The sequence below is a fragment of the Inediibacterium massiliense genome, assembly GCF_001282725.1.
GTDB classification, from domain to species: Bacteria; Bacillota; Clostridia; order Peptostreptococcales; family Thermotaleaceae; genus Anaerophilus; species Anaerophilus massiliensis.
On sequence record NZ_LN876585.1, the window covers coordinates 39,117 to 64,671 of the forward strand.

The following is a 25,555-nucleotide window of genomic DNA, read 5'->3' on the forward strand; positions in this document are numbered from 1 at the left end:
TATAATTTTTTATTTGCTATATTAGTCATAGTTCGTTTAGTTCATATGATCATGATGATAGATTCAAATTATTATGTAGGAGGAATGAAAATGAAAAAGTTTATGGGATTATTTGTCTCACTTATATTAGCCATAGGTATATTATCAGGTTGTAGTGGCACCCATCATGAAAATAGCTTAAGCAAATCGGATAGTACGTTCACGAAAGAAACAAAAGATCATGAAAAGTCTAAGTGGATAAGAACCATAAAAGATGCAACAGGAAAAGAGATTCAATTGGATAAAAAACCTGAGAGAATAGCAATTCTTCATGCGTTGTTTTTGGATTATTTTTTTGCTTTGGAAACGCCACCAACGGCTTCTGCTGGAGCAACAGTTGGTAGTGCAATGAAGGCTTTAGATGAGTTTGAAACTCTTAAACCATATGCAGGTACTGCTAATGTTATGGATTTAGGTAGTGCTAGAGATTTAAATTTAGAGGCGATTCTTAAGTCAAAACCAGATGTAATTGTGACATTTAAAGGTCATGCAGATAAGATTTATGATCAGTTAATAAAAATAGCTCCTGTAGTTCAGATAGACCTTAAAGATTCTTGGCAAAATAAAACTATGCAATGTGCAAAAATTGTTGGAAAAGAGGATTTGGCCACTCAAATGATCCATGAAACTGAAAAGGAAATCAAAAAAACTAGAGAGCTTTTAGAAAATCATAAAGACAAAACATTTGCTTTACTTCGAGTGGATGGAAAGGGAAATTTTATTGCTGTAGGTTTTAGTAATACTCTTTATTACAACAAAAAAGATGGTTTTAACTTGTCAAAACCTAATGGCTATCCTGAGAATAGTGAGATTATTTCATTAGAGGCTTTATCCCAGATGAATCCAGATTATATTATATTTAGACATTTCCCTCAAATTGTGAATTCTACGATTCAAAAACAAAAATCTTCCCTTGTATGGCAATCACTTAATGCAGTAAAGAACGATCATATTTTATTTTTTGATGATTCTTTAAATAGCGAAAGTCCACTGTCACTACAGATTGCGGCTAAGAATTTAAGAAAAGCCATATCAAAATAATATTTCATTGGCAAACTAGATGCAAAATAGATGGAAGTTATCCATTGGTTTGGCATAATAAAAATAGTTTATAGAAATAAGGAGGTAGCAATTAGATGAAGAAGCCAATGGAAAAGGTAAGTTGTGTACAGATCAATAAAAAAGATCATATATGGAAGATGTGGCTGATTGTGTTGGGGGGATTAGGACTACTTGCTTTTATTATGGTATTTTCCACAACTAAGGGAACAGCCCATATTCCGTTATCTTTTGTGTGGGATGCTTTATTTCATTTTAATGAGGAAGAAATGAATCATCTTGTTATAGTTAATCTTCGTATGCCTCGCGTGATAGCAAGTGCTTTAGTTGGTGCATCTTTAGCTGTTGCAGGAGCTATTATGCAAGGAACTACCGGAAACCCTCTAGCTGATTCCGGTTTATTAGGGCTTAATGCTGGGGCTGCTTTTGCTCTTTCCATCTGTTTTGCTTTTTTTCCAGAAATGAAGTATATGCATATCATCTTATTTTCTTTTTTGGGAGCAACTTTGGGAGCCATATTAGTTAATGGAATTGCTTCTATGAAAAGAGGGGAACAAACACCTACTCGTCTTGTATTGGCAGGTGCAGCTGTTAGTACACTGCTTGTGGCCATGAGCCAAGGAATTGCTCTTTATTTTAATGTGGCGCAAAGCATTATGTTTTGGACTGTTGGTGGTGTTGCAGGTTCCAATTGGGAACAAGTTAGGATAATGTTGCCTTGGATAATAGGAGGATTGATAGGAGCTTTTTTATTATCACCTTCCATTTCTATTTTGAGTTTAGGTCAGGATGTTGCAAAGGGACTAGGAATAAATATAAGGGTGGTAAATGCACTTTCTTCCATTATAGTTCTTATATTGGTAGGAGCATCTGTATCGGTAGTAGGAGCAGTTGGATTTGTAGGACTGATTGTTCCTCATATTGCACGCTTTTTTGTTGGGATGGACTATAGATTAATTATTCCCTCTACAGCAGTAATGGGAGCTTTGTTGGTTGTATTGGCTGATCTGGGGGCGAGAACTTTAAACCCTCCTTTTGAAACTCCCATAGGAGCTATGATTTCTCTTATTAGCGTACCATTATTTTTAAACTTGGCTCGCAAGCAAAGGAGTGCAATGTAATGAACGAACAACAACAAATAATTGAAGCATATAAACGTAAGATATGGATTCGTAATATATCCATTGTAATTGGGTGTGTTGTATTACTAACCATTTCTCTAATTGTTAGTATGAACTCAGGATATATTAAAATGTCTCCACTTGATGTTTTAAGGACACTATTTGGAAAAAGTATGGATCAAGAAAAATTGATTTTATTTGAATTTAGACTACCTCGTATAATTATTTCAATGTTGGTAGGAGCGGGGCTTGCTCTATCAGGATGCATCATACAGAGTGTATCTAAAAACCCTCTAGCTGATCCAGGACTTTTGGGTATTCATGCAGGTGCTGGTTTAATGGTGATTTTGTATGTACTAATTTTTAGTGGGGAATCGTTCTTATCCGTGTTCACTTTGCCTTTTCTAGCGTTAATAGGAGCGGGTGCTACGGCAGTGATAGTCTATCTTTTTTCTTATCAACGAAATAAGGGCATTGCAACTATGAGACTTATTTTAACGGGTGTGGCAGTACAAGCTGGAGTTTCAGCGTTAACCACTTTACTGGTAGTGAAGTTGGATGATACACAGTATAACTTTGTTGTTGCTTGGCAGACAGGAAGTATTTGGGGTTCCAACTGGAAATTTGTGATGACATTACTGCCTTGGTTAGTCATATTGATTCCTTATATACTTACAAAAGCTCCTGTTATGGATATATTAGGTCTGAGCGATGATATATCCTATAGTCTTGGTGCTTTAGTAGAGAAAGAACGTCGTAGACTGCTTGCAGTAGCCGTCGCTCTTGCAGCCTCATGTGTAGCGGTTAGCGGAAGTATTAGTTTTGTAGGGCTTATAGCACCCCACTTGGCAAGACGACTTGTTGGACCACGCCACCGTGTACTTCTGTTGACTAGTATACTCATTGGTGCTGTATTAGTATCTATGGCAGATACTATTGGACGTATTATCATTCAACCTTCTGAGCTGCCAACAGGAATTGTGGTAGCTATTATTGGAGCACCATATTTTCTGTATCTTCTTTCTAACAGCAAGATTTAACCATAGAATGATTCATAAAGTTTACTATGAAGAAATTATGTATTTAATATAAGGAGTAAGAGCTTATGAACAGTATTGTAACAAAAAATTTAGCCATCTCTTATGATGACAAACTTATAGTTGATGATTTAAATATGAATATACCAAAAGGTAAGATTACTACCATAATTGGACCAAATGGATGTGGAAAATCAACTGTCTTAAAGACTGTAGGACGTATTCTAAAGCCAAAGAAAGGCATGGTGTATTTAAACGGTGATGATATTAGAAAGCTTCCTACTAAGGAGGTGGCACAAAAGATGGCTATATTGCCTCAATCGCCTCAAGCTCAAGGAGGGCTTACTGTTGGGGAGCTTGTATCCTACGGTCGCTTTCCACATCAGAGAGGATATGGGAAACTGTCTTCTAAGGATAAGAAAATCATTGCATGGGCATTAAAGATGACCAAGCTAACTGAATTTGAGACTGCATCGGTAGACAATCTTTCTGGCGGACAGCGTCAGAGAGTTTGGATTGCAATGGCACTAGCCCAGCAGACGGATTTGATATTGCTAGATGAGCCTACCACCTATTTGGATATGGCATATCAGTTAGAGGTATTGGAGCTTTTATACAATCTGAATAGGGAACAAAGTTGTACAATCGTCATGGTATTACATGATTTGAATTTAGCCGCACGCTTTGCAGACTACATGATAGCAATACGCAGTGGAGAAATTATAAGGTGCGGAACTCCAAAAGAGATTATGACCACAAAGGTCTTAAAGGATACATTCCATATTGATGCTGAGATTGGGTTGGAGTCTAGAACAGGGAGACCCACATGTATTTCTTATGAACTGATTAAAGAGTAGAAATAGTAAGAAAAGGAGATGATCATATGAAGAAAATTGCAATTTATGGAAAAGGTGGCATTGGGAAGTCCACTACAGTATCCAATGTATCTGCAGCTATGGCAAAAATGGGACTAACAGTAATGCAGATTGGATGTGATCCCAAGGCAGACTCTACTCGTAATCTAACTGGAGGTAAAAACATTACTACAGTATTAGATACTTTAAGAGAAAAAGGGGATGTTGAGTTAGATGATCTTGTCTTTAAAAGTAGTACTGGGGTTTTGTGCGTAGAATCAGGAGGTCCTGTTCCAGGGGTAGGGTGTGCGGGTCGTGGAATAATCACGGCTTTTGAAAAGTTAGAAGAATTAGATGCATATGAAGTGTATCAACCAGATGTTATCCTATATGATGTTTTAGGTGATGTGGTATGCGGTGGTTTTGCTATGCCTATTAGAGGAGGATATGCTGACGAGGTGTGCATAGTGACCTCAGGAGAAATGATGTCACTTTACGCAGCTACAAATATAGCACATGCCGTTAGAAGTTTTGGTAAGCGTGGATATGCATCCTTACGAGGATTGATACTCAACTCTAAAAAAATTGAAAATGAACAAGAGCTAGTTAAAAAAGTTTCAGATGAAATTGAAACTCCCATAATTTATTGTATGTCCCGAGATCCTTATGTACAGAAGGCTGAGGCCTTGGGAAAAACGGTAGTTGAAGCCTTCCCTGAATGTGAGATGACAAAGCACTACCATACTTTGGCAAAGATTCTATTGGAGGGAGAAAAGTGATCATGAATGGATTAAAACATATAAAACGCTTATCTTCAGTTAAGACAAATGCCGGTGTAAAATTTCTGACTCCGGCAGCTTTTCCGGGAAATCACTGTCCCATGCATACTGCATTGGCACTTAGTGCAAAAGTGAAGGGAATGTCTACTTTGGTTGTAGGTACACCAGAATGTGGAACTTATAGTCGTAATGTGATTTCTCAGATTAAAAGTGAAGAAGGTCAGCTACATTGGACGTATATTTTAGATTCAAACGAGGTTGTATTTGGATGCCGTAAAGGATTGATTCAAACAATCAAAGAAATGGATAAGTCTGGTGCAAAGGCCATCATGATCATTTTAACTTGTGTTCCGGAGGTAATCGGAGAAGATGTAGAGGGTATTGTACATGAGCTACAGCCTAAGGTTTCGGCTTTACTGACATTTGTGTTAATGGCACATTTTAAATGTAATAGTTATCCGTCAGGTTATTGGAAAACATTGTTAGCATTTGAAACATTAATGAAGAGGGGAAAAAAAAGGGATGATACAATCAATATTCTTGGACGTAGTCCGAGAGAAAAGCATGCTCCTATGCCTGAATTATTAACAGCATTGGAAAAAAGAGGATTTTACCTTAGAATGCTTGCTCCAAAATCTGATGTTGAGGATTTTATTGTTTCACCAGATGCAGCTCTTAATATTGTAATTTCACCTTTTATGAATCCTTTGGCTGAAATGATGTGGGAGAAGTTTCAAGTTCCATTTATAAGTATTCATGAAACTTATGATGTATCGGAAATAGATCATATGTATGAAGCTATAGAAAAATCATTGAAAATCAGGTTTAACCATGAATTTAATGCATCAAGGCAAAAAGCTATTACATTGCAGAAACAGGCAGAAGATGTGTTTAAAGGGAAAAGTTATATTCTAACTCACATGGGTGCCATGATGCCTTTGCCCTTTGTATTATATCTAACTAAATTTAAAATGAAGCCTACGATTTTACATATGGATGAATTTTATCCTGATGATAAAAAATGGGCAAAAGCTATTAAAAAGCAAGGCTATGATCCTATGATCTGCCATATGGTAAATGATCATGCGGATAGAGACCTTTTAGAATGTATTCAAGCAGAATTTTCTTTAGGAGAACTTCTAAAAGATTCCTCTTCCATTCCTTGCGTTTCATATTTGGAGGATTTGTATGGACAAATGGGTTATGAAAGAACAGCAGTTTTATTAAGTAGGATGTTAAAGATGTATGAAAAAGTAAATAAGGAGGAGTAGTCATGGGAATTCATAGATTCAAACCGCCAATGTCAGGTAGAATGGGAACATTATGGACGCTTGCTTCAATCCGTGATGCAGCTTTGATTGAATACGGATGTATGGGACATATGCAGTATGGGCGAATGTTTTTAAATCAAGCAGGTATATCTAAAAGGTGTAAACTATATTCTACTCACATCGACGAAACAGATATTTCATTAGGAGATACGAATAGACTGAATCGTGCTATTGCTCAAATTGTAGAGAGAGATGAGCCTAAAATTATTTTTTTACTGTCATCTTCAGTGCCAACAGTTATTGGGACGGATTTAATGGCCATATGTGAAGAATTACAACCACAATATCCTAATGTACGATTACTTCCATTTGGATATGGAGGGTTTGACATATGTGGACATGTTGGTGTTCAAGAAGCACTTTTGCTGCTTTCGAAAACATTACCAAAGGATATACAAAAAACACAGGAGCCTACATTTAATATAATCGGTTCTTGTGCTGATTTATTTCGTTTCCATGCTGATGCAGAAGAGATGATTCGAATAATGAAGGGTGCCTTTGGTATGAAAAAACTTTGCGTTATGACTTCTGATACATGTGTACAGGAAATTGAGGATATGGGTGGTGCCCATATTAATTTAGTTATACGACGAGAAGGAGAACCTGCTGCAAAACAATTAAAGAAACGATTTAAAACGCCATATTTAGTGGCTAGACCCTATGGAATGAAGGAAACTTTGGGATGGATAGATAAGATAGGAAAAATGTGTGGATTAACTCCAGATAGTAGTTTTATAAAATTAGAAAAAGAAAAAATCATGAGTCAAATTTCACCTGCAATCCTTATATTTGAACATATCATACGAGAACATCCTGATGAAGGAAGAATTTCATTAGGAGGTCATGCAGATGTGGTAAAAGGGATTCTTTCTTATGCAGAAAAAGAATTGTCTTTAATGAAAGGAGTTTGTTGGTGTGACTGTCCAAGTATGACAAGTGCAGAAATTCCTTATTTTTCGGAAGATGAATGGATACAAGCTATAAAATCCAAAGAAAGTGGACTTCTAATGGCAAGTGGAGAAGCTTTGAAATGGGCAAAAGGAAATATAGATCTTCAAATATCTAATCCAGATGTAAAATGGAGATTGAACCTTTATGAATCTCCTTTTATGGGCTTTCGGGGAGCTGTAAATTTAGTGAATTTATGGCTCAATGGAATTTTAGAGCAAATAGATGATTAAATATATATCAATTAAAAAACAAATAGGATAGGAGTACTTATACTCCTATCCTATTATTTTTACTGAAGATTGTACATTCCATGAGCTTCCATATATTTAAATATAGCTTCTCCGTGTTCTTGTTCTTCTTTTTGAATATGATTTAAAGCTTGTCTAATATTGTGATCTTTAAATTCGAATATGGATGTATCGTATGTAGAAGATACATATTTTTCTGTTGCAAGTAAGTCTGTACAGAGATCTTTATCGCTCTCATGCTTCATATTGCTTGGTGTGCTAAATTGATTTTGTATATTTTGCATATTTTGTTGACTAGATTGATTCATATTGGGAACTTGTCCATTGAGAATTTGATTGATTGTATTTAGATGTTGTTGTTCCTGTTGTCCAAGAGATAAGAATAATTGTTTTAGTTGAGGATCTTTGGCTTTACTTGCATGATTGTTGTACTTTTTAATACATAATTCTTCATGGCTTTTTTGATCTTGTAATAAATATTTTTCTTTTTGAGTTAAATTTGTCATAAAACCACCTCCAACTTTAGGATGGATTTTAAGCAGGAAAATTATTCATAATATTATCTATATTTTCGTAAAAATAAAACTTGATTTTCATCAAAAAAATGGTATTATTTTTATGTGTTGGTATTCTTTATGAAACCAAACTCAAAATCCTTGTTTTAAATCTCTATAATCAAATTTTTCGACTTATATCCAAAAAAAGGAATGAGAACGGAGGTATTATTATGAAAGAGATCACATTGTCAAAAGGAAAGTTTACAACAAAGCAGATTACAGTAATAGGTACATTATTTGCTGTGACTATTGTACTGGGAGTTACAGGATTAGGATTTATTCCTATACCCCCATTTAAAAGTACGATTATGCATATTCCCGTGATTATTGGAGCAATTTTGGAAGGTCCTTTAGTGGGAGCTATGATAGGACTTTTGTTTGGACTATTTAGTATGTTTCAAGCTCTAAATACTTTTTCACCTGTTACTTTTGTATTTTTAAATCCTATTGTTGCTATTTTGCCAAGGATGCTTATTGGCGTTACATCCTATTATGCATATAAAATATGCAAAACAAAAAGTATAAGTTTTAATATTTCTATAGGGACAGCAATAGGATCGTTTACCAATACTATTGGAGTTTTAGGGCTTATTTATATATTATACATAGATGAGTATGCAAAGGCACTGAATATGAGTCAAAGTGTGGCAACAAAGACTTTGTTAGCCCTTGTATTCAATGGGTTTGTTTCAGCAGGAACTGCAATTGTCATTACGGTTCCAGTTGTGCTTGCAGTAAAACGTTTTAAATAATTTAGGTGAATGATAAGAGATCTAATACATGGATAATCAAACAGAAAAATACTACTCTTAAAAAGAGTAGTATTTTTTGTATCATAGAATGAAAAATTATTAAACAAGAAAAAAAGTTTTGAAATAAATAAAAATTTTAAAAACAATGATTGAAATCTATATAAAATACTGACATAATGAGTGGAGACATAAAAGTAAAAAGGGGTGGACTGACTATGATCAAAGAAAAAAATGAATTAGTAAAAAGAATATTATTTATTTTTATAGGAAGCTTAATATCTGCCATAGGAATTAATTCTTTTTTAATCCCTCATAAATTTTTAAGTGGAGGAGCAGGAGGTCTTGCTTTAATTTTTCAGTATCTTACAGATGTTCCATCAGGATATTATTTATTAGCTATCAATATACCTATATTTTTAATAGGAATAAAAGCTGTTGATAAAGAGTTTTGTATTTTTAGTTTGATTGGAATGGTTTCTTTATCTGTATTTATGATTTTGACTCAAAATGTATCCCACTACTTATATGCAGAGGATATGGTGATTTCTAGTATATATGGAGGAATATTTGGAGGAATTGGAGGAGCCATTGTTTTTAAAAGTCGTGCATCTATGGGAGGAACAGATATTATTGCTGTTGTTTTAAGAAAAAAGACAGGAGGAAATATAGCCCAGTATCTATTTGCCATGAATATAGTAGTTGTAATCATCGGAGCTACTATCAATGGAGTGAGTATTGCACTTTATACGTTGGTTTCTATGTATATAGGTTCTGAGGTAATGAGTAGAGTAATGGATGGATTAGAAAGAAAAAAATTATTATTTGTAGTCACTCAAAAAGAAAGGGAAATTGCAGATTTGATTATAAAAGAAGTAGGAAGAGGTGTTACGTTTTTACATGGGCAAGGAGCATATACAGGCCAAGATAGAAATGTGATTTATTGCATTGTGTCTTTAAGACAATTACCAAAAATAAAAAAATTAATTGAAGATACAGATCAGCAGTCTTTTATTTCTATATTGGATACTTCTGAAGTACATGGAAAAGGGTTTAAAAAACCGGCACTATAAGAATATGAGAATTTGTATAGTTTATAACTATTTTGAAAAGATAGAATTTTAAATACAAATATCTGATATAATATAAATATATGGTTATATGTAATATCCTTTAAGGAGGCGCTTTATAAAAATGAAAAATAGTGAATGGAGCACAGAAGTAGGAAAAAGATATTCATTAAAAGAGGAAATTGCAAATAGCATATCTCATGGAGTGGGTATTGTTTTTAGTATAGTAGTGGTAACTATTCTATTGGTTTATGCAATTTGGGAGAAAAATCCTATCTCCATTACAGGATTTAGTATTTATGGATTTTGTTCTATTTGTTTATATGTAGCATCTACACTTTACCATAGCTTTCAAAAGGAAAAAATTAAAAAGATCTTAAGAATATTTGATCATTCTTCTATATTTTTATTTATAGCAGGAACCTATACTCCAGTTGTATTACTTACCATGAAAGGGTATTGGAGAATAGGAATCTTAACAGGAGTATGGGTGATTGCTTTAGCTGGAATTTTATTTAAAGTGTTTACTTTTAATAAATTTGAAAAATATAAAATAGTATCACTAAGTTTGTATATTTTAATGGGATGGATTGTAGTTATAGCTATAAAACCTATGCTGGAGGTAGTTCCTATTGGATTTTTTATGTGGCTTTTAGCAGGAGGACTGATCTATACATTAGGTACAATTTTTTACGCTTGTAAAAAAATACCATATAATCATGCAATTTGGCATCTTTTTGTTTTAACAGGAAGTGTACTTCATTTTGTAGGAATTTTTAAGTATCTAACATAATAAAGATTATTTTAAAAATCAGGGAGGGATTCCTGATTTTTGTTGTATAATAGGAATAAATCTATTGAGGGGGAATGATATGAAAATTGGATATGCAGCATCTAGTGGTGAAATAGATATATGGGATACTTTAGAGAATACTAAGAAAAATGGATTTGATGCGGTTGAACTTAATGTCAATATGCCTATTTTTTTTCCAGAAAACTTTACAAAAGAGAATAGAGAAAAAATTAAAAAATATAAAATAGAAAATGATATAGAAATTACTTTACACGGGCCTGAAGATATTACTTTGCTTCAATTGCAAGAAAATATTAGAAAAGCTTGTATCCATCGTTTCAAAGAGGTGATAGATTTTGGATATGATATAGGAGCAAGTCGAATGACTATCCATATAGGAAGTGCAGTTTGTTTTACTCTTACAGATCGAAAATCTTATTTAGATGAATTATATAAAGAACAATATAAAAAGGTATTAAAAGAAAGTTTAATAGAATTAAGTTCCTATGCAAAAGATAAAATTTTATTGTGCGTAGAAAATTCAGGGAGATTTCCAAAAGAAATTGTTCAAGAAACTTTAGAAGAAATAATAGATACAAAAAATATTTATTTGACTTGGGATATAGGACACTCCTATACAAATGAATATGATGAAGTAAAATTTTTTCTAAAGCATATTCATAAAGTGAGAACCTGTCATTTACATGATCATAATGGAAAAATGGATCATCAAATTATAGGGAGTGGAAAAGTAGATTTTAAATGGCATATGAATCAAATGAATAAAAAGGATGTAGTTTACATTATAGAAGTACGTCCAAGAAAATATGCAATAGAGTCTCTTCAAAAATTAAAAGAAATGAATTAGATAAACAAGTTAGCAAAATGTCTATAAGTTATTTTGCTAACTTGTTTTGATTTGTAGTAGTGAAGAATAGATAAAGGATAAAATGGATGTATTAATATGGATAATGTAGAAAAAAAATCAATTCTTTTGATAAAATAAATAATTGCGAAAGGGGTATATATCATATACAATTGATATAAAAATACAATTTATTCTAAATTGCGACAAAATACGATAAAAACGGTTTAGGATAAATGAAACAAACCATAGAAAGAGGTGTCAAAATGAAATTAAAAACCAGAATTTTAGTAATTACATTATCTACAGTACTTATTATCTTTTTATCTACTATGGGAATTACTATTATGGATTCAAGAAAAATTGCAAAGGAACAAGCCACACAATTAGCTGAGACTACAGCAAGAGAATATTCTAAGCAGACTGCTCAAGTGATCAATGAGTCTTTTGATTATGCAAAAATATTAGCAAAAAATATTGAAACAATGAAAGAAAATAATCATACAGATAGAAAACTTGTTATGGATATGCTCAAAAAAATATTAGAGAGTAATCCAAATCTGTATGATGTTTGGGTAGGGTTTGAGCCTAATGCTTTTGATGGACGAGACCAAGAATTTGCAGGGAAAGATTTTCATGATGAAACAGGAGTATTTATTCCCTGTTGGTATAAAAAAGATGGACAGATTCAGTATGAAACTTTACAAGAATACCATGAACCAGGTGTAGGAGATTATTATCTGAAACCTTTTCAAGAAAAAAAATCTGTCATTACAGAACCTACAGAATATACTATGGGTGGTAAAAAAGTAATGCTTACTACTTTATCTGTTCCTATTGTATATAATAACCAAGTAGTTGGTGTAGTAGGGGTAGATATTCATTTAGATTCTCTTCAACAGATGGCATCTAAAATTAAATTATATGATACAGGATTTGCTAAAATTATTTCTAACAAAGGAATTGTTGTAGCTCATAAAAATCCAGAATCTATTGGAAAGTTATCTAGTGAATTAAGATCGGAAGATGAAGAAATCAAAAAAACTTATGAAGATGCGATTCAAAATGGGAAAAATTATAGTAATGTTGTTTATTCAGAAACTTTAAAAGAAGATGTTTTTAAAGTATTTGTGCCTATACATATAACAGGAGTAGATACTCCTTGGAGTTTTGGAGTAGATATTGTAGAGAAAGAAATGTATAAAGAGGTAGATCACCAAGCACTGATGATGGGCTTTATCCTATTAATTGGAATTATTATACTGGCAGGAATTGTTATTTTTATTGCTGAATATATATCTAAGCCTATTGTTTTGGCTACAGATTATGCAGAGAAAATAGCGAATTTAGATTTGACAGTAAGTTTTCCAGAGAAATTTTTAAAACGAAAAGATGAAGTAGGAAGATTGGCACAATCATTTCAAAAAACTGGAGATAATTTAAAAACTATGGCTAAGCATATGATGGATACATCTAATGAAATGGCAAATTCATCAGATATGCTTACAAATATATCAGAGCAAACTGCCTTAGCTTCAGAAGAAGTTGCAAAAACGGTAGAAGAAATTGCAAGAAGTACTACTCAGCAAGCGCAAGATACTCAAGACGGAGCAGATAAAACAGCTCAAATAAGTGAGATGATTCACAAGACAGTAAATTATATAAAAGAATTAAAAAACAATTCAGATCAAGTATCTATACTTACAGAAGAAGGGTTAACTATTGTAGAAGATTTAATGGACAAAACCAATGCAAATCAGGAAGCTTCAAATATTATTTACGAAGGAATTATAGCTACAGATGAAAGTACAAAAAAAATTAGTGTATCAAGTGAGATGATTCAAAACATAGCAGAGCAGACAAATTTGTTAGCACTAAATGCAGCGATAGAAGCTGCACGTGCAGGAGAAGCAGGAAGAGGATTTGCAGTAGTGGCAGAGGAAATTAGAAAGCTTGCAGAACAATCGAATTCTTTTGCAAATGAAATTCATCAAGTCATAGACGAGCTCCAATTAAAATCTAAGGATACGGTAGAAAACATGAAGGTCATGTCTAAAACTGTAGAAGAACAAAACAAAAGTGTGTTAGAAACAGATACTAAATTTAAAGGAATTACAGATTCTATCAGTCAAACACAAAATATGATTACAGAGTTATATGAAATAGGAAAAGGAATTGGAGATAAGACAAGTGAAATGGTAGAAATTCTTCATAGTTTATCTGCGATTTCAGAAGAAAATGCAGCAAGTACACAAGAAGCTTCAGCAGCTACAGAAGAACAGTTAGCATCTATACAAGAAGTAGCCAATGCTAGTGAAAATTTATCACACTTAGCAGAGGCATTAAATCAATTGGTGAATCAATTTAAAATATAAGTACAAAAAAGCCGACTTTTATAGGTTGGCTTTTTTACTATTTTTTTTATATGTATTGACATACAAAATGAAGGACATTATAATTAAAACAACATAAACAAACATAAAAAAACAAAATAAAACATATAAATAAACAATTTAGAACAAAGTGGTGATAGATATGCTTCAAGCAGAGAGAAGAAATTATATTATCAAACATTTAAAAGAAAAGGGAAAAGTAGTTGTAGAAGATTTAGCAAGTATATTAGATACTTCCCCTATGACTATTCGAAGAGACTTAAAATATTTAGAAGAAAATAATTTAATCACAAGAACTCATGGGGGAGCAGTTCTTCATGACATGCTTACAGAGGAAGTTCCTTATGGACAAAAAACATCAGAACATACAAAAGAGAAGAAAAGAATTGCACAGTATGCAGCTTCTCTGATTAAGGAAGGACATACCATTATATTAGATGCAGGAACGACCAATATGGAAATTGCCAAGAAAATAAAAGATATTAAGAATTTGAAGGTAATCACAACAGATTTAGTGATTGCTTTGTTTCTGTCTAAATTTTCAGCGATTCAAGTATTTTGTACAGGTGGATTTATTCAAGGAAGTACAGGTACATGTTTAGGCCCAAACACCAAAGACTTCTTAGAACAAGTTTATGCAGATATTGCATTTTTAGGAACAAGCTCTGCAGATGTAAAGGAGGGTCTTACTACACCTACTATTGAAAAAGCAAGAATAAAAAGACAGATTATACAATCAGCAGAAGAAACTATATTAGTTACAGACCACTTTAAATTTGGGAAAAAAAGCTTTGCTAAAATTTGTTCTTTAGAAAGTTTAAGTCAAATTATTACAGATGAAGGATTAGATGAAAAAATAGTCAATAAAATTAAACAATTAGGTGTAGAAGTGAAATTAGTATAAAAATGGAGGGATTGTATGCCAGAAGTTGTAATTATTGCAGATGACTTAACAGGAGCAAATGCTACAAGTGTACTGCTTTCAAGAGCAGGATATAAGGCTGCTACTTTTTTAAAATTAGAGGATTATGATGAAAATGAACACAAAGATTTTAAAGTGATTTCTATTAGTACAGACAGTAGAGCTATTCATAAAGATATGGCTTATGAAAGAGTAAGTAAGATCGCAGATTTTTTTAAACAAAAGGATGTAAAATTATTTTCAAAGAGAATTGATACTACTTTAAGAGGAAACATAGGAACAGAAATAGATGCAGTATTAGATCAGTTAGAGGAAGAGACGATTGCTATAGTGGTAGCTGCTTTTCCATCATCAGGAAGAATTACAATTGGTGGATATTTAATGGTAAATTCTATTCCACTAGAAAATACAGATGTGGCAAAAGATCCAAAGACTCCTGTATATACTTCTTGTGTACAAAAGCTTATAAAAGATCAAAGTAAATATTTAGTAGATTATATTCCTTTAGATCAAGTATTAAAAGGAGAAGAAAGTTTAAAAAATAGGATCATGAGTGGAAAAGATAAAGGAAATAAAATCTTTATAGTAGATGCCACTACAGATGAAGATATACAAAAAATTGCAAAGGCAGTAAGAAATACAAGACTTAGTGTTATTGCAGTAGATCCAGGGCCATTTAGTGCAGCTCTTACAAAAGAAATGGTAAAAAAACCAAAGATTATACCAGGACAAAAGGTTATGCTGACAGTAGGGAGTGTAAGCAATCTTACAAGAAGACAACTAGAAGCATTAAAGGTGAGTCATGAATGTTTATTTATAACAGTAGATGCAGAGGCTCTTATTTATGAGAAGACTCGTGAATATGAAATCAATAGAGTAGTAGAGAATTTTATAAAAGATATGGATGAATATGCTATTTTAGGTGCTGTTACAACGAATGATGAATGTGAAATATTAAATTTATCTCATATTGCTCAAAAGCTAAAAATTACTGAGGATGATGTAACTTTAAGAATTTCCACTGGACTTGCAAAAATTACAAGAATCCTTATGGAAAAGACAGATACATCTATAGGAGGATTGTTTACAAGTGGAGGAGACGTAACGGTAGCTGTTTGCAAAGAACTGAAAGCTTCTGGTATAGAGGTAAAAGATGAAGTATTGCCACTAGCAGTTTATGGAAGAGTCATAAAAGGACAATTTGAAAGTATGCCTATTATTACAAAGGGAGGACTTGTAGGAGAAACAAATGCCATCATAAAATGTGTGGAGTATTTATTGACAAAGGTATCTACTGGATATCATAAAAATTCATAATAGAAAGGATAGATTGAAATGAAAAGAAGTTATATTGGTATTCCTATGGGAGATCCAGCTGGAGTTGGACCTGAGATTGTAGTCAAAGCATTAAATAATGAAGAAGTATATAAATGGTCCAAGCCAGTAGTGATTGGAGAACAAAAAACATTAGAGCAAGCTATGAAGTTTTGCAATGTAAATTTAAAGATAAAAGTTATTGAAGATGTAGAAGAGGGAGAATATGAAAAAGGAATTTTGAATGTAATAGATTTAAAAAATATAAATATAGAAAAACTTCAAATAGGAAAAGTACAAGGAATGGCTGGAAAAGCTGCTTTTGAATATATAAAACTTGCAGTGGAATTAGCAATGGACAAAAAAGTAGATGCTATTGCTACTACACCTATTAATAAAGAAGCATTTAAAGCTGGAGGAGTAAATTATATAGGACATACAGAGATATTAGAAGATCTAACAAATACAAAAGATCCTCTTACCATGTTTCAAGTACACGATTTAAGAGTGTTCTTTTTATCTAGACATGTATCCTTAAAAGATGCATGTACTATAGCTACAAAAGAAAGGGTACTAGATTATATCAAAAGATGTAGTGAAGCTTTAGAAAGACTTGGTATTAAAAACGGAAAATTAGCTGTTGCAGGATTAAATCCTCATAGTGGGGAGCATGGATTATTTGGAGATGAGGAAGTAAAAGAAATTGAGCCTGCTGTACGATTAGGACAAGAACAAGGAATCAATGTAGTAGGACCAGTTCCAGCAGACTCTGTATTTTATTTTGCATTAAAAGGAAAATATGATGCAGTATTATCTCTTTATCATGATCAAGGACATATTGCTACGAAAATGGTTGATTTTGAAAGAACTATTTCTATTACAAATAATATGCCTTTTTTAAGAACATCTGTAGATCATGGAACAGCACTTGATATTGCAGGAACAGGAAAAGCTAGTGAAGTCAGTATGGTAGAAGCCATAAGATTAGCAGCATTATATGCACCAAAGTTTAATCAATAATAAATGTGAAGGGGGAAAATATATGGAAGCTTCGGTATCAGGAAGTCAAATGATCATAGGCCTTTCGATTGGTATTATTTGTCTTATTTTTATGATTATGAAAACAAAAATTCATGCATTCTTGGCACTTATTATTGCAGCATCTATGACAGGACTTATTGGAGGAATGTCAGCCGATCAAGTTATGCAGTCTATTTCTAAAGGTTTTGGAGGAACTTTAGGAAGCATTGGAATTATTATTGGTTTTGGTGTTATGATGGGGCAAATTTTTGAAGTTTCAGGAGCAGCTGAGAGAATGGCCAAAACTTTTGTGAAAAAATTAGGAAAAAATAATGAAGAATTAGCTTTAGCATTAACAGGATTTATTGTATCTATTCCTATATTTTGTGATTCTGGATTTGTTATTTTATCACCCCTTGTAAAGGCAATCTCTAAAAAAACCAAAAAATCTGTAGTTTCATTAGGGATTGCATTAGCTTTAGGATTAGTGATTACTCACTCTTTAGTACCTCCTACTCCAGGACCTGTAGGTGTTGCTGGTATATTTGGAGTAAGTGTTGGAAGTATACTTCTTTGGGGGATTGTTTTGGCAATTCCTATGACGATTGCGGGAATGCTTTATGGGAAATGGTTAGGAAAAAGAATTTATCAGCTTCCTACAGAAGATGGGCAAGGATGGATTAGACCTAATTATCAAGAAAGTATTTCAAGCTTTTTAGATGATGAAGAAGACAAAAATCTTCCTTCTACATTTATGGCGTTTGCACCTATTTTAGTTCCTGTATTACTCATTCTTTCTAATACAGTAATAACTGCTTTAAAAATAGAAGGAGATTTTGTGAGTGTTGTTAAATTTTTAGGATCTCCAATTATAGCAGTAGGAATTGGTTTGTTAGTAGCTATATATGGACTTACTGGAAAAGAATTAAGAAAAGATACATTAGAGAAAATGGAAGATGGAATCAAGTCAGCAGGTATTATTATTTTAGTTACTGGTGGTGGCGGTGCGCTAGGAATGGTACTTCGTGATAGTGGTGCAGGAGATTATATTGCAAATTTAATTGCACAATCTTCAATTCCAGCTATACTTCTTCCATTTGTAGTAGCTTCTTTGGTAAGATTGATTCAAGGAAGTGGAACAGTGGCCATGATTACGGCTGCGCCTATTACTGCACCTATGATTGCAACATTAGATGTAAATCCAGTATTTGCAGCGTTAGCAGCTTGTATAGGATCTTTGGTATTTTCTTATTTTAACGATAGCTATTACTGGGTAGTCAATCGTATGTTAGGAATTAAAGAGGCAAAGGAACAAATTAGAGTATGGTCTATGACTACTACTATTGCATGGGCAGTAGGACTTATTGAATTATTAATTGTAAATATGATATTTCATTAAAATATCAGCCACTCTTTTTAATAAAAGAGTGGCTTGGCTATTGGTTTTAATCAAAACAACCAGATAGTTTTATTGATCCTGATAAAGAAATGAGTAAAAAGGTCTAAATTTGTATTTTATATTGTGAAATAATTTACAATGTGTAAAATATATTGTAAAATGAGACTAACAAAATATATAGGAGGAAATAATATGAAAAAAATATCAATTTTATCATTATTATTAGTATTTGCTCTAGTATTTACTGGATGTACTAGTAATGAAATGGCAATCTACAATGCTTTTGAAAAATCACAAGACATTACTTCTATGGAAAGTAATACAGATGTTACTTTTACAGTAGATGTAGAAGGATTATCACCAGAAGATCAACAAGGATTTCAACAAATGCAAACAATGGTTAAGGATTCAAAAGTAAGTCTACATCAAAAAATGGTACAAAATAAAGAAAAAACAGCTGCTACAGCACAAGTGGATATGAATATGAACTTTGGTGGAATGGCAATGAATTTCCCAATCTGGGTAGATACAGATATGACAGGAAAAACACCAAAATTAGTAGAAATTATTAAAATGCCTGCCATGATGAAAATGGGACTTCCACAAGAACTACAAACTAAAGAATATGCAGTGATTAATTTTGAAGAAATGATGAAGGATCAAAAAGAAAAACAAGATTTTGCAAACATGATGAAATTTGCTCAAGAATCTCAAGGAAAATTTGCAACATTCTTCAAAGATTATGTTAAAAACTTTGATCCAGGATTTACAATGGTAGAGAAAAAAGGAACAAAAGTAATTGATGGAGAATCTTTAGATATTTATGAGTTAAAATTAGATGATGCATCATTTAAGAAATTAGTAAGATATACAGGAAATAGTTTTATGGATAATAAAGATACTATGAAATTTGTAAAAGAGTATATGGATATGGTAATGACTTTCTCACAAGCTACAAATCCACAAGCACAATTAGACAAAGCAGAGTTAAATAAAGGATTAGCTGAGCTTGAAAAGAATTTACCAGAAATGAAAAAAGAATTTAATAAATTTATGGATCAATACAACAATGTAAAATTCATTGGAGATAAAGGCATTGTCATTGAATATGGTATCAATAAAGATGGATACATTGTACATGAAAATGGTAAAATAGATTTACATATTGATATGGCAGCCATAGAAAAAGTAGCTGCAAAAGTAGAAAAACCACAAGCTAAAGGAATATTTAATATAGGAATTAACTATAATTCTAAGATATACAATATCAATAAAGATGTAAAAGTGGATATGCCAAAGCTTACTCCACAAAATTCAATGAGTTTGACACAAATGATGGAAGCTCAAGCAAAAATGATGGAAACTCAAATCGTTCAAGAACAAAACATTCAACCAGCTATGTAGTAAAAACTCCTTTCTAGGAATATAAAACCTAGAAAGGAGTTTTTTACATTCTACTAATTATGAAAGCATCTAAAAGATCCATTGACTTTATAAAAAGTAAATGCTAAACTAATACCAAGTAATTTGGTATGAATACTAGGAATTAAAAAGGAGGAAATGAAATGGGAGATTTTACTGAGTTATTTGATCAATGGGCTCCGAATTATGACCATACGGTTTATGGAATGAAAAATGAATATACTATGGGTAATTACTTGCTATAAAGGAGGAAATAAAAAATGAAAAAAATAATTGTAGAAAGCTTTACAATGGATCATACGAAAGTAGAGGCTCCTTTTGTAAGAAAGTGTGGTAAAATCAATACACCAAAAGGGGATGTAATTACAAAATTCGACTTAAGATTTACTCAACCTAATAAAGAAGCCATTCCTACAGGAGCAATACACAGCCTAGAACATTTAATGGCAGGATATATAAGAGAAAAAGTAGATAATGTAGTAGATTTATCTCCTATGGGATGCAGGACAGGATTTTATTTAATCGTAGTGGGAGAAAAACAAGAGGAAGAGATAGCAGATGCTCTGATTTATACATTAAAAAAAGTATTAGATTCAAAGGAGGTTCCGGCAGCCAATAAAATACAATGTGGAAATTATAGAGATATGTCCTTGTTTGGGGCAAAAGAATTTGCAAAAGAAGTATTAGACCTTTTACAAATAAAATATGGAAAGAAGGCATAAATATGAAATTTAATTCTCTTATTATTCATGGAGGAATTGATGGGGATAAAAATACAGGAGCAGTTACAATTCCAATTTATCAAACATCTACCTATTCCCAAGAAGACATTGGAAAGCATATGGGGTATGAGTATTCTCGTACTCAAAATCCAACTAGAGAAGGGGTAGAAAAATTAATTGCTGATCTAGAGGGAGGAGTGAGAGGGTTTGCTTTTGGATCAGGAATGGCAGCTATATCTTCTGTTCTTATGTTATTAAAGAATGGGGATCATATTATACTTAGTGATGATGTATATGGTGGAACTTTTAGAGTGGTAGATAAAATATTCAAAAATTTCGGATTAGAGTATAGCTTTGTAGATACTACTCATGTAGAGAATATAAAAGATCATATAAGAGAAAATACAAAAGCTATTTATGTAGAAACACCTACAAATCCATTGATGAAAATTAGCAATATAAAAGAAATAGGAAGGATAGCAAAAGAAAATAATATGATTTTTATTGTAGACAATACTTTTATGACTCCTTATTTGCAAAGACCTTTATCTTTAGGAGCAGATATTATTCTTCACAGTGCTACAAAATATTTAGGAGGACATAGTGATGTAGTTGCAGGGTTAGTAGTAGTAAAGGATGAGAAATTAGGAGAAAAAATGCACTTTATACAAAATGGAGTAGGTGCTATATTAGGACCTTTTGATAGTTGGATTTTACTGAAAGGAATGAAAACTTTAGCTGTACGGATGGATAGACATTGTCAAAACGCAAAAATAGTTGTAAATTGGCTAAAAAATCAGGATTGGGTTAGAAAGATATATTATCCTAAAATTCACATAGAAGGTTCTTTAAAAGATCAAATGAGAGATAGTGGAGGAATGATTTCTTTTGAAGTATCTAGTGAAAAGCATGTAGATAAAATAATATCTAATTTAAGAACTATTACTTTAGCAGAAAGCTTGGGAGGAATAGAAAGCCTTATATCTATTCCTGCTAAAATGACTCATGCTTCGATTCCAAAAGATATGAGAGATAAAATAAGTATTACAGATACATTGATTCGATTGTCTGTAGGAATTGAGGATGTAGAGGATATTATAAAAGATTTAGATATTTTAAAATAAAGGATGAGTGAAAATGAATTACTATGATAGCATTCAAGATTTAATAGGCAATACTCCTATGCTAAAAATAAATCATTTTAATATTCCAAAACATGTAAAGCTATTTGCCAAATTAGAATTTTATAATCCAGGGGGTTCTGTAAAAGATAGAATTGGACAATGGATTCTTCAAAAGGCAGAAAAGGAAGGGAAAATCAAACCAGGCAATACAATTATAGAAGCAACAGCAGGAAATACAGGAATAGGTATTTCACTTGCTGCAATCAATAAAGGATATAAAGTTATATTTGTTGTACCTGAAAAGTTTTCAATAGAAAAACAAATGATTATGAAAGCATTAGGAGCTAAAATTATAAGTACACCAGAAGAAAAGGGTATGAATGGAGCTTTTGAAAAAGTGCAGGAGCTAAAAGCTCAAATGAAAGATGCTTTTGTAGTGGACCAATTTTATAATCATCATAATCCACAGGCCCATTATATGTATACGGGTAGAGAAATATATGAACAATTAGATGGAAAGATAGATATATTTGTTTCAGGAGCAGGATCAGGAGGAACATTTACAGGAGTTATGTCTTATTTAAAAGAACAAAATGAAAAAATAAGAGGAGTACTAGTTGATCCTATTGGTTCTATTATTGGTGGAGGAGTATGTGCTCCTTATAAGATAGAAGGAATAGGAAATGATTTTATTCCTAAAATTATGGATACTAGTTTGATAGATGAAGTAGAAAAGATTTCAGATGATGAGGCTTTACAGGGAGTAAAAGAATTGGCTATAAAAGAAGGCCTATTAGTAGGAACTTCTTCTGGAGCAGCTTTTATAGGAGCTATCAAACAAGCAAGGAAGATAAAATATGGAAATATAGTGGTGCTATTGGCAGATAGAGGAGATCGATATTTGAGTAAAAATATTTATCAACTTTTATAAAGAAAAACTTCTTTCTAGAAATATACAATTTAGAAAGGAGTTTTTCTTTATGTTTTTTTTTCGATTATTACAGACAGATGACTAGGCCTTTAGTCCCGAAAAATGCTTTAAGAAATAGATTTATTTTGGTATAATAGTAGTATATGTTAAATATAGAAAAAAATAAAATTAAAATAAAAATAAATACAATACTAAATTGTGATTAGATGTTGAAAGGTGGATTTTATATGGAAAACCATATGGGGAGTACAAGAAAAGCTGAAGTTGTTATGCGCTTTTCTGAGTTTGAAATCCCTCCTATGCAGGATGTACTTATTGTAGGGAGAAAAGCCCCAATCGGACCAGAAGCGGCTAGAAGAATGGTAGAGGTAGTATCTCCAGGACAATATGAAATCATAAAAGTAGAAGACTCTAAAGTAGAAGCACTTGTTATTAGGAAAGTTTTGTTAAATATGTTACAAAAAGAAAAACTGATAGATTTAATTATGGAAGAGGGAGGAAAGGTTGCTAACGAAGCTATGATTATAAAGGTACAAATGAATATAACTTTTCAAGTTAGCAAATCTATAGACTTATGACAATAAGAATATCTCAAATTATGACAGATCATTTTATGAGTATTGATATTTTAGAGGGCGTAGGTGCTATTCGAGATATTGCATTTAATCAAGGTATAAATTATTTTCTTGTGACAAATAATCATCAAATTAAAGGAATGATTACAAGCAAAGAGCTCATAGATGCACATCCTAATAGAATTGCAGCAGATGCTATGTTGACAGACTTTAAATTTATTAGTTCGGAAGCAACTGTATGGGGTGCAAAAGAAATCTTTGATCAACAAGATCAAGATTTTTTGTTAGTAGAGAAAAATAAACAGATTGTAGGAATTATTACAAAGACACTTGTATTAACTGAACTTGGAAAACATATAGATTTACTGACTGGACTTTATAAAAGTGATTATATTTATTATCAAATCCAAAAATGTATGAGTAAAAATGAAATAACATCTATTATATTTATGGATGTAAATAATTTTGGAAGGATAGACAAAGAATACGGACATATCTTGGGGGATACAATATTAAAAGAATTGGCAAGACTTCTAAAACAATATAAACCTAAAGATGCACATATTTGTAGATTTGGAGGAGATGAGTTTGTTTTGCAATTCTCTACCCCTATAGAAAAATGTAAAAATGAAATAATAAAAATAATAGATATGATAAAAAATCATGAATTTCCAAATAAAATTCCTGTTACTATTTCTGCTGGAGTGATACAATCAAAAAAATGTACAAAAATAAAAAATGTATATGAAGCTACTGTTCATTTAATTAATCAAGCGAGCTTAGCTTCTACTACAGCTAAAAAAAATAAATGTGGATTGAGTATTGTTTATGAAGAAAGTGAAATTGCTTAAAACAGCCAGATCAACTGGCTGTTTTTATGTATTCAAAAAAGTTATAATAAAAAATAATTTACTGAATAAGTATTTATAAAATAAGTATAATCACAATAAATATTAACAGAATATTCATAAAAATACATAATAGATTTAAGAAATTCCAAAAACTCATCTTGTTTACTCAGATGTCCAAAACATCGTCATAAACAAGACCTGATAAATGAGATTTATAATCGTTTATTAGGTCTTGTTATTTATTATGAAAAAAAGGGGGAGGTAGTATGATTACTAGTGGTTTTACTTATTTAGCAGTCATTTTATTTTTTTCAAGCTTAGTAGTTGTTGCAGAGAAGAAAAGCAAAGGAAAATTTTTTGAATATGTACCTGCTATTGTTGTTATTTATTTTGTAGTAATGCTATTAGGTACTTTTAAAGTATGGGATCAAACAGATGAAGTAAATATGTATTATAAAATGGTAAAGAATAATTTATTACCTGCAATGATTTTTTTAATGCTTCTAAGATGTGATTTGAGAAAGATTTTAAAATTAGGACCTAAGATGCTTTTAGGATTTTTTGCTGCATCTATTAGTATTGGTATAGGTTTTGTTGTAGCATATGGATTGTTTAAAAATATGTATGTACAAGATACGTGGAAAGCTTTTGCAGCTTTAGCAGGAAGTTGGATGGGTGGAACAGGAAACATGGCAGCCATACAAGGAGCTTTAAATGTACCAGATAGTAGTATGGGATATACTTTATTGATAGATTCTATTGATTATGCCATTTGGGTAATGATTTTATTGTGGCTTGTGCCTTATGCTAAGTTTTTTAACAAATGGACAAAAGCAGATACAAGTATTATAGATGAAGTGGGAGAGCAACTTGCTGCTACTCAAGAGAAAATTAGAAAAAACATAGAGTTTTCAGATATGATTTTTTTAATCGGAATGAGTTTCTTTGTATCATCAGTTTCCCAATCTTTATCAGAAATATTACCTGAAACTAGCTTTATTACAGGAACTACATGGACTGTGATTTTAGCTACTATAGCTGGAGTAGTTTGTGCTATGACAGGTATTGGAAAAATACCAGGTTCTTCTCAGATTTCAAATGTTATGCTGTATACAATTGTAGGTTTAATTGCTTCAAGGGCAAATTTTGCAGAGCTTGGCCAAGCACCTTTATATATTATAGCAGGATTTGTAATTTTAATTGTGCATGGAGTCATTCTTGCTATTGTAGCAAAAATATTTAAGCTTGATTTATTTACCTGTGGAATAGCAAGCCTTGCAAATATAGGAGGAGTTGCATCAGCTCCCATTCTTGCTGCATCTTATAGTGAAGCGTTAATTCCTATAGGTGTTTTGATGGCTATGCTTGGATATGTGATTGGAACAGGAGGAGGATTACTGGTAGGAAAGATTCTTTCTATTATGTGATA

At 32.1% G+C, this 25,555-nt stretch carries 24 protein-coding genes; 23 read left to right on the forward strand and 1 reads right to left on the reverse strand.

All coding sequences use genetic code 11. The features are described 5' to 3' along the window. The first annotated feature begins 90 nt into the window (after positions 1-90). From BN2409_RS03125 to BN2409_RS03155, 7 genes are all read left to right on the forward strand, one after another. Positions 91-1,080, forward strand: a complete 990-nt coding sequence (locus BN2409_RS03125; protein WP_053955214.1) for an ABC transporter substrate-binding protein — start codon at positions 91-93, stop codon at positions 1,078-1,080. Positions 1,081-1,175: 95 nt separating this feature from the next. Then, complete coding sequence (locus tag BN2409_RS03130; RefSeq protein WP_110942918.1) at positions 1,176-2,219, forward strand: FecCD family ABC transporter permease; 1,044 nt, start codon at positions 1,176-1,178, stop codon at positions 2,217-2,219. Next, the gene (locus tag BN2409_RS03135) at positions 2,219-3,259 is read left to right on the forward strand and encodes a FecCD family ABC transporter permease (RefSeq protein WP_053955215.1); all 1,041 of its coding nucleotides are present in this window, start codon (positions 2,219-2,221) and stop codon (positions 3,257-3,259) included. The genes BN2409_RS03130 and BN2409_RS03135 overlap by 1 nt, the downstream gene beginning before the upstream one ends. A 65-nt stretch (positions 3,260-3,324) precedes the next feature. Further along, positions 3,325-4,113, forward strand: coding sequence for an ABC transporter ATP-binding protein (locus BN2409_RS03140; RefSeq protein ID WP_053955216.1), 789 nt, complete (start codon positions 3,325-3,327; stop codon positions 4,111-4,113). A gap of 26 nt (positions 4,114-4,139) precedes the next feature. Continuing rightward, positions 4,140-4,889 (forward strand): nucleotide-binding protein, encoded by a 750-nt coding sequence (locus BN2409_RS03145; RefSeq protein WP_053955217.1) that lies wholly within the window; start codon positions 4,140-4,142, stop codon positions 4,887-4,889. A 2-nt stretch (positions 4,890-4,891) separates the two neighbouring features. Next, positions 4,892-6,160 (forward strand): nitrogenase component 1, encoded by a 1,269-nt coding sequence (locus BN2409_RS03150; protein ID WP_053955362.1) that lies wholly within the window; start codon positions 4,892-4,894, stop codon positions 6,158-6,160. Positions 6,161-6,162: 2 nt separating this feature from the next. After that, positions 6,163-7,401: a nitrogenase component 1 gene (locus BN2409_RS03155; protein WP_053955218.1), complete on the forward strand. Its 1,239-nt coding sequence runs from the start codon at positions 6,163-6,165 to the stop codon at positions 7,399-7,401. Between the two features lie 59 nt (positions 7,402-7,460). Here BN2409_RS03155 and BN2409_RS03160 read toward each other — a convergent pair whose 3' ends face one another. Beyond that, positions 7,461-7,925 (reverse strand): spore coat protein, encoded by a 465-nt coding sequence (locus BN2409_RS03160; protein ID WP_053955219.1) that lies wholly within the window; start codon positions 7,923-7,925, stop codon positions 7,461-7,463. A gap of 221 nt (positions 7,926-8,146) precedes the next feature. Here BN2409_RS03160 and BN2409_RS03165 point away from each other — a divergent pair, with 221 nt between their 5' ends. From BN2409_RS03165 to BN2409_RS03240, 16 genes are all read left to right on the forward strand, one after another. Next, the gene (locus BN2409_RS03165) at positions 8,147-8,728 is read left to right on the forward strand and encodes an ECF transporter S component (protein ID WP_053955220.1); all 582 of its coding nucleotides are present in this window, start codon (positions 8,147-8,149) and stop codon (positions 8,726-8,728) included. A 215-nt stretch (positions 8,729-8,943) separates the two neighbouring features. Beyond that, positions 8,944-9,798, forward strand: a complete 855-nt coding sequence (locus BN2409_RS03170; protein ID WP_053955221.1) for a YitT family protein — start codon at positions 8,944-8,946, stop codon at positions 9,796-9,798. A gap of 121 nt (positions 9,799-9,919) precedes the next feature. Beyond that, entirely contained in the window at positions 9,920-10,588 is a 669-nt protein-coding gene (gene trhA, locus BN2409_RS03175) for a PAQR family membrane homeostasis protein TrhA (RefSeq protein ID WP_053955222.1), read from the forward strand. Between the two features lie 79 nt (positions 10,589-10,667). Further along, the gene (locus BN2409_RS03180; protein ID WP_053955223.1) at positions 10,668-11,456 is read left to right on the forward strand and encodes a sugar phosphate isomerase/epimerase family protein; all 789 of its coding nucleotides are present in this window, start codon (positions 10,668-10,670) and stop codon (positions 11,454-11,456) included. A 263-nt stretch (positions 11,457-11,719) separates the two neighbouring features. Further along, a complete protein-coding gene (locus BN2409_RS03185) occupies positions 11,720-13,828 on the forward strand; it encodes a methyl-accepting chemotaxis protein (RefSeq protein WP_053955224.1) in 2,109 nt (702 codons plus the stop codon). A 160-nt stretch (positions 13,829-13,988) separates the two neighbouring features. Continuing rightward, positions 13,989-14,750, forward strand: coding sequence for a DeoR/GlpR family DNA-binding transcription regulator (locus tag BN2409_RS03190; RefSeq protein ID WP_053955225.1), 762 nt, complete (start codon positions 13,989-13,991; stop codon positions 14,748-14,750). A 15-nt stretch (positions 14,751-14,765) separates the two neighbouring features. After that, a complete protein-coding gene (locus tag BN2409_RS03195) occupies positions 14,766-16,085 on the forward strand; it encodes a four-carbon acid sugar kinase family protein (RefSeq protein ID WP_053955226.1) in 1,320 nt (439 codons plus the stop codon). 18 nt (positions 16,086-16,103) lie between these two features. Continuing rightward, positions 16,104-17,102, forward strand: a complete 999-nt coding sequence (gene pdxA, locus BN2409_RS03200; RefSeq protein WP_053955227.1) for a 4-hydroxythreonine-4-phosphate dehydrogenase PdxA — start codon at positions 16,104-16,106, stop codon at positions 17,100-17,102. A gap of 22 nt (positions 17,103-17,124) precedes the next feature. Continuing rightward, positions 17,125-18,501: a GntP family permease gene (locus tag BN2409_RS03205; RefSeq protein ID WP_053955228.1), complete on the forward strand. Its 1,377-nt coding sequence runs from the start codon at positions 17,125-17,127 to the stop codon at positions 18,499-18,501. A gap of 192 nt (positions 18,502-18,693) precedes the next feature. Beyond that, positions 18,694-19,905 (forward strand): hypothetical protein, encoded by a 1,212-nt coding sequence (locus BN2409_RS03210; RefSeq protein ID WP_053955229.1) that lies wholly within the window; start codon positions 18,694-18,696, stop codon positions 19,903-19,905. Between the two features lie 278 nt (positions 19,906-20,183). Beyond that, positions 20,184-20,645, forward strand: coding sequence for an S-ribosylhomocysteine lyase (locus BN2409_RS03215; RefSeq protein ID WP_053955230.1), 462 nt, complete (start codon positions 20,184-20,186; stop codon positions 20,643-20,645). A gap of 2 nt (positions 20,646-20,647) precedes the next feature. After that, positions 20,648-21,769, forward strand: a complete 1,122-nt coding sequence (locus BN2409_RS03220; protein ID WP_053955231.1) for an aminotransferase class V-fold PLP-dependent enzyme — start codon at positions 20,648-20,650, stop codon at positions 21,767-21,769. Between the two features lie 13 nt (positions 21,770-21,782). Continuing rightward, positions 21,783-22,700 (forward strand): PLP-dependent cysteine synthase family protein, encoded by a 918-nt coding sequence (locus BN2409_RS03225; protein ID WP_053955232.1) that lies wholly within the window; start codon positions 21,783-21,785, stop codon positions 22,698-22,700. A 227-nt stretch (positions 22,701-22,927) separates the two neighbouring features. Further along, a complete protein-coding gene (locus BN2409_RS03230; protein ID WP_053955233.1) occupies positions 22,928-23,278 on the forward strand; it encodes a hypothetical protein in 351 nt (116 codons plus the stop codon). Next, entirely contained in the window at positions 23,275-24,126 is an 852-nt protein-coding gene (locus BN2409_RS03235) for a diguanylate cyclase (RefSeq protein WP_053955234.1), read from the forward strand. Before BN2409_RS03230 ends, BN2409_RS03235 begins: the two co-directional genes overlap by 4 nt. Before the next feature lie 266 nt (positions 24,127-24,392). Further along, positions 24,393-25,553: a DUF819 family protein gene (locus tag BN2409_RS03240; RefSeq protein ID WP_053955235.1), complete on the forward strand. Its 1,161-nt coding sequence runs from the start codon at positions 24,393-24,395 to the stop codon at positions 25,551-25,553. The last annotated feature ends 2 nt before the right edge of the window (positions 25,554-25,555 follow it).

What these genes read in the sequence shown, in the direction of transcription:
- BN2409_RS03180 (WP_053955223.1), top strand. Translation starts at nt 10,668, where the DNA reads ATGAAAATTGGATATGCAGCATCTAGTGGTGAAATAGATATATGGGAT.
- BN2409_RS03215 (WP_053955230.1), top strand. Translation starts at nt 20,184, where the DNA reads ATGAAAAAAATAATTGTAGAAAGCTTTACAATGGATCATACGAAAGTA.
- BN2409_RS03230 (WP_053955233.1), top strand. Translation starts at nt 22,928, where the DNA reads ATGGAAAACCATATGGGGAGTACAAGAAAAGCTGAAGTTGTTATGCGC.
- pdxA (WP_053955227.1), top strand. Translation starts at nt 16,104, where the DNA reads ATGAAAAGAAGTTATATTGGTATTCCTATGGGAGATCCAGCTGGAGTT.
- BN2409_RS03240 (WP_053955235.1), top strand. Translation starts at nt 24,393, where the DNA reads ATGATTACTAGTGGTTTTACTTATTTAGCAGTCATTTTATTTTTTTCA.
- BN2409_RS03125 (WP_053955214.1), top strand. Translation starts at nt 91, where the DNA reads ATGAAAAAGTTTATGGGATTATTTGTCTCACTTATATTAGCCATAGGT.
- trhA (WP_053955222.1), top strand. Translation starts at nt 9,920, where the DNA reads ATGAAAAATAGTGAATGGAGCACAGAAGTAGGAAAAAGATATTCATTA.
- BN2409_RS03155 (WP_053955218.1), top strand. Translation starts at nt 6,163, where the DNA reads ATGGGAATTCATAGATTCAAACCGCCAATGTCAGGTAGAATGGGAACA.
- BN2409_RS03220 (WP_053955231.1), top strand. Translation starts at nt 20,648, where the DNA reads ATGAAATTTAATTCTCTTATTATTCATGGAGGAATTGATGGGGATAAA.
- BN2409_RS03145 (WP_053955217.1), top strand. Translation starts at nt 4,140, where the DNA reads ATGAAGAAAATTGCAATTTATGGAAAAGGTGGCATTGGGAAGTCCACT.
- BN2409_RS03135 (WP_053955215.1), top strand. Translation starts at nt 2,219, where the DNA reads ATGAACGAACAACAACAAATAATTGAAGCATATAAACGTAAGATATGG.
- BN2409_RS03185 (WP_053955224.1), top strand. Translation starts at nt 11,720, where the DNA reads ATGAAATTAAAAACCAGAATTTTAGTAATTACATTATCTACAGTACTT.
- BN2409_RS03150 (WP_053955362.1), top strand. Translation starts at nt 4,892, where the DNA reads ATGAATGGATTAAAACATATAAAACGCTTATCTTCAGTTAAGACAAAT.
- BN2409_RS03165 (WP_053955220.1), top strand. Translation starts at nt 8,147, where the DNA reads ATGAAAGAGATCACATTGTCAAAAGGAAAGTTTACAACAAAGCAGATT.
- BN2409_RS03190 (WP_053955225.1), top strand. Translation starts at nt 13,989, where the DNA reads ATGCTTCAAGCAGAGAGAAGAAATTATATTATCAAACATTTAAAAGAA.
- BN2409_RS03235 (WP_053955234.1), top strand. Translation starts at nt 23,275, where the DNA reads ATGACAATAAGAATATCTCAAATTATGACAGATCATTTTATGAGTATT.
- BN2409_RS03195 (WP_053955226.1), top strand. Translation starts at nt 14,766, where the DNA reads ATGCCAGAAGTTGTAATTATTGCAGATGACTTAACAGGAGCAAATGCT.
- BN2409_RS03130 (WP_110942918.1), top strand. Translation starts at nt 1,176, where the DNA reads ATGAAGAAGCCAATGGAAAAGGTAAGTTGTGTACAGATCAATAAAAAA.
- BN2409_RS03205 (WP_053955228.1), top strand. Translation starts at nt 17,125, where the DNA reads ATGGAAGCTTCGGTATCAGGAAGTCAAATGATCATAGGCCTTTCGATT.
- BN2409_RS03140 (WP_053955216.1), top strand. Translation starts at nt 3,325, where the DNA reads ATGAACAGTATTGTAACAAAAAATTTAGCCATCTCTTATGATGACAAA.
- BN2409_RS03225 (WP_053955232.1), top strand. Translation starts at nt 21,783, where the DNA reads ATGAATTACTATGATAGCATTCAAGATTTAATAGGCAATACTCCTATG.
- BN2409_RS03160 (WP_053955219.1), bottom strand. Translation starts at nt 7,925, where the DNA reads ATGACAAATTTAACTCAAAAAGAAAAATATTTATTACAAGATCAAAAA.
- BN2409_RS03170 (WP_053955221.1), top strand. Translation starts at nt 8,944, where the DNA reads ATGATCAAAGAAAAAAATGAATTAGTAAAAAGAATATTATTTATTTTT.
- BN2409_RS03210 (WP_053955229.1), top strand. Translation starts at nt 18,694, where the DNA reads ATGAAAAAAATATCAATTTTATCATTATTATTAGTATTTGCTCTAGTA.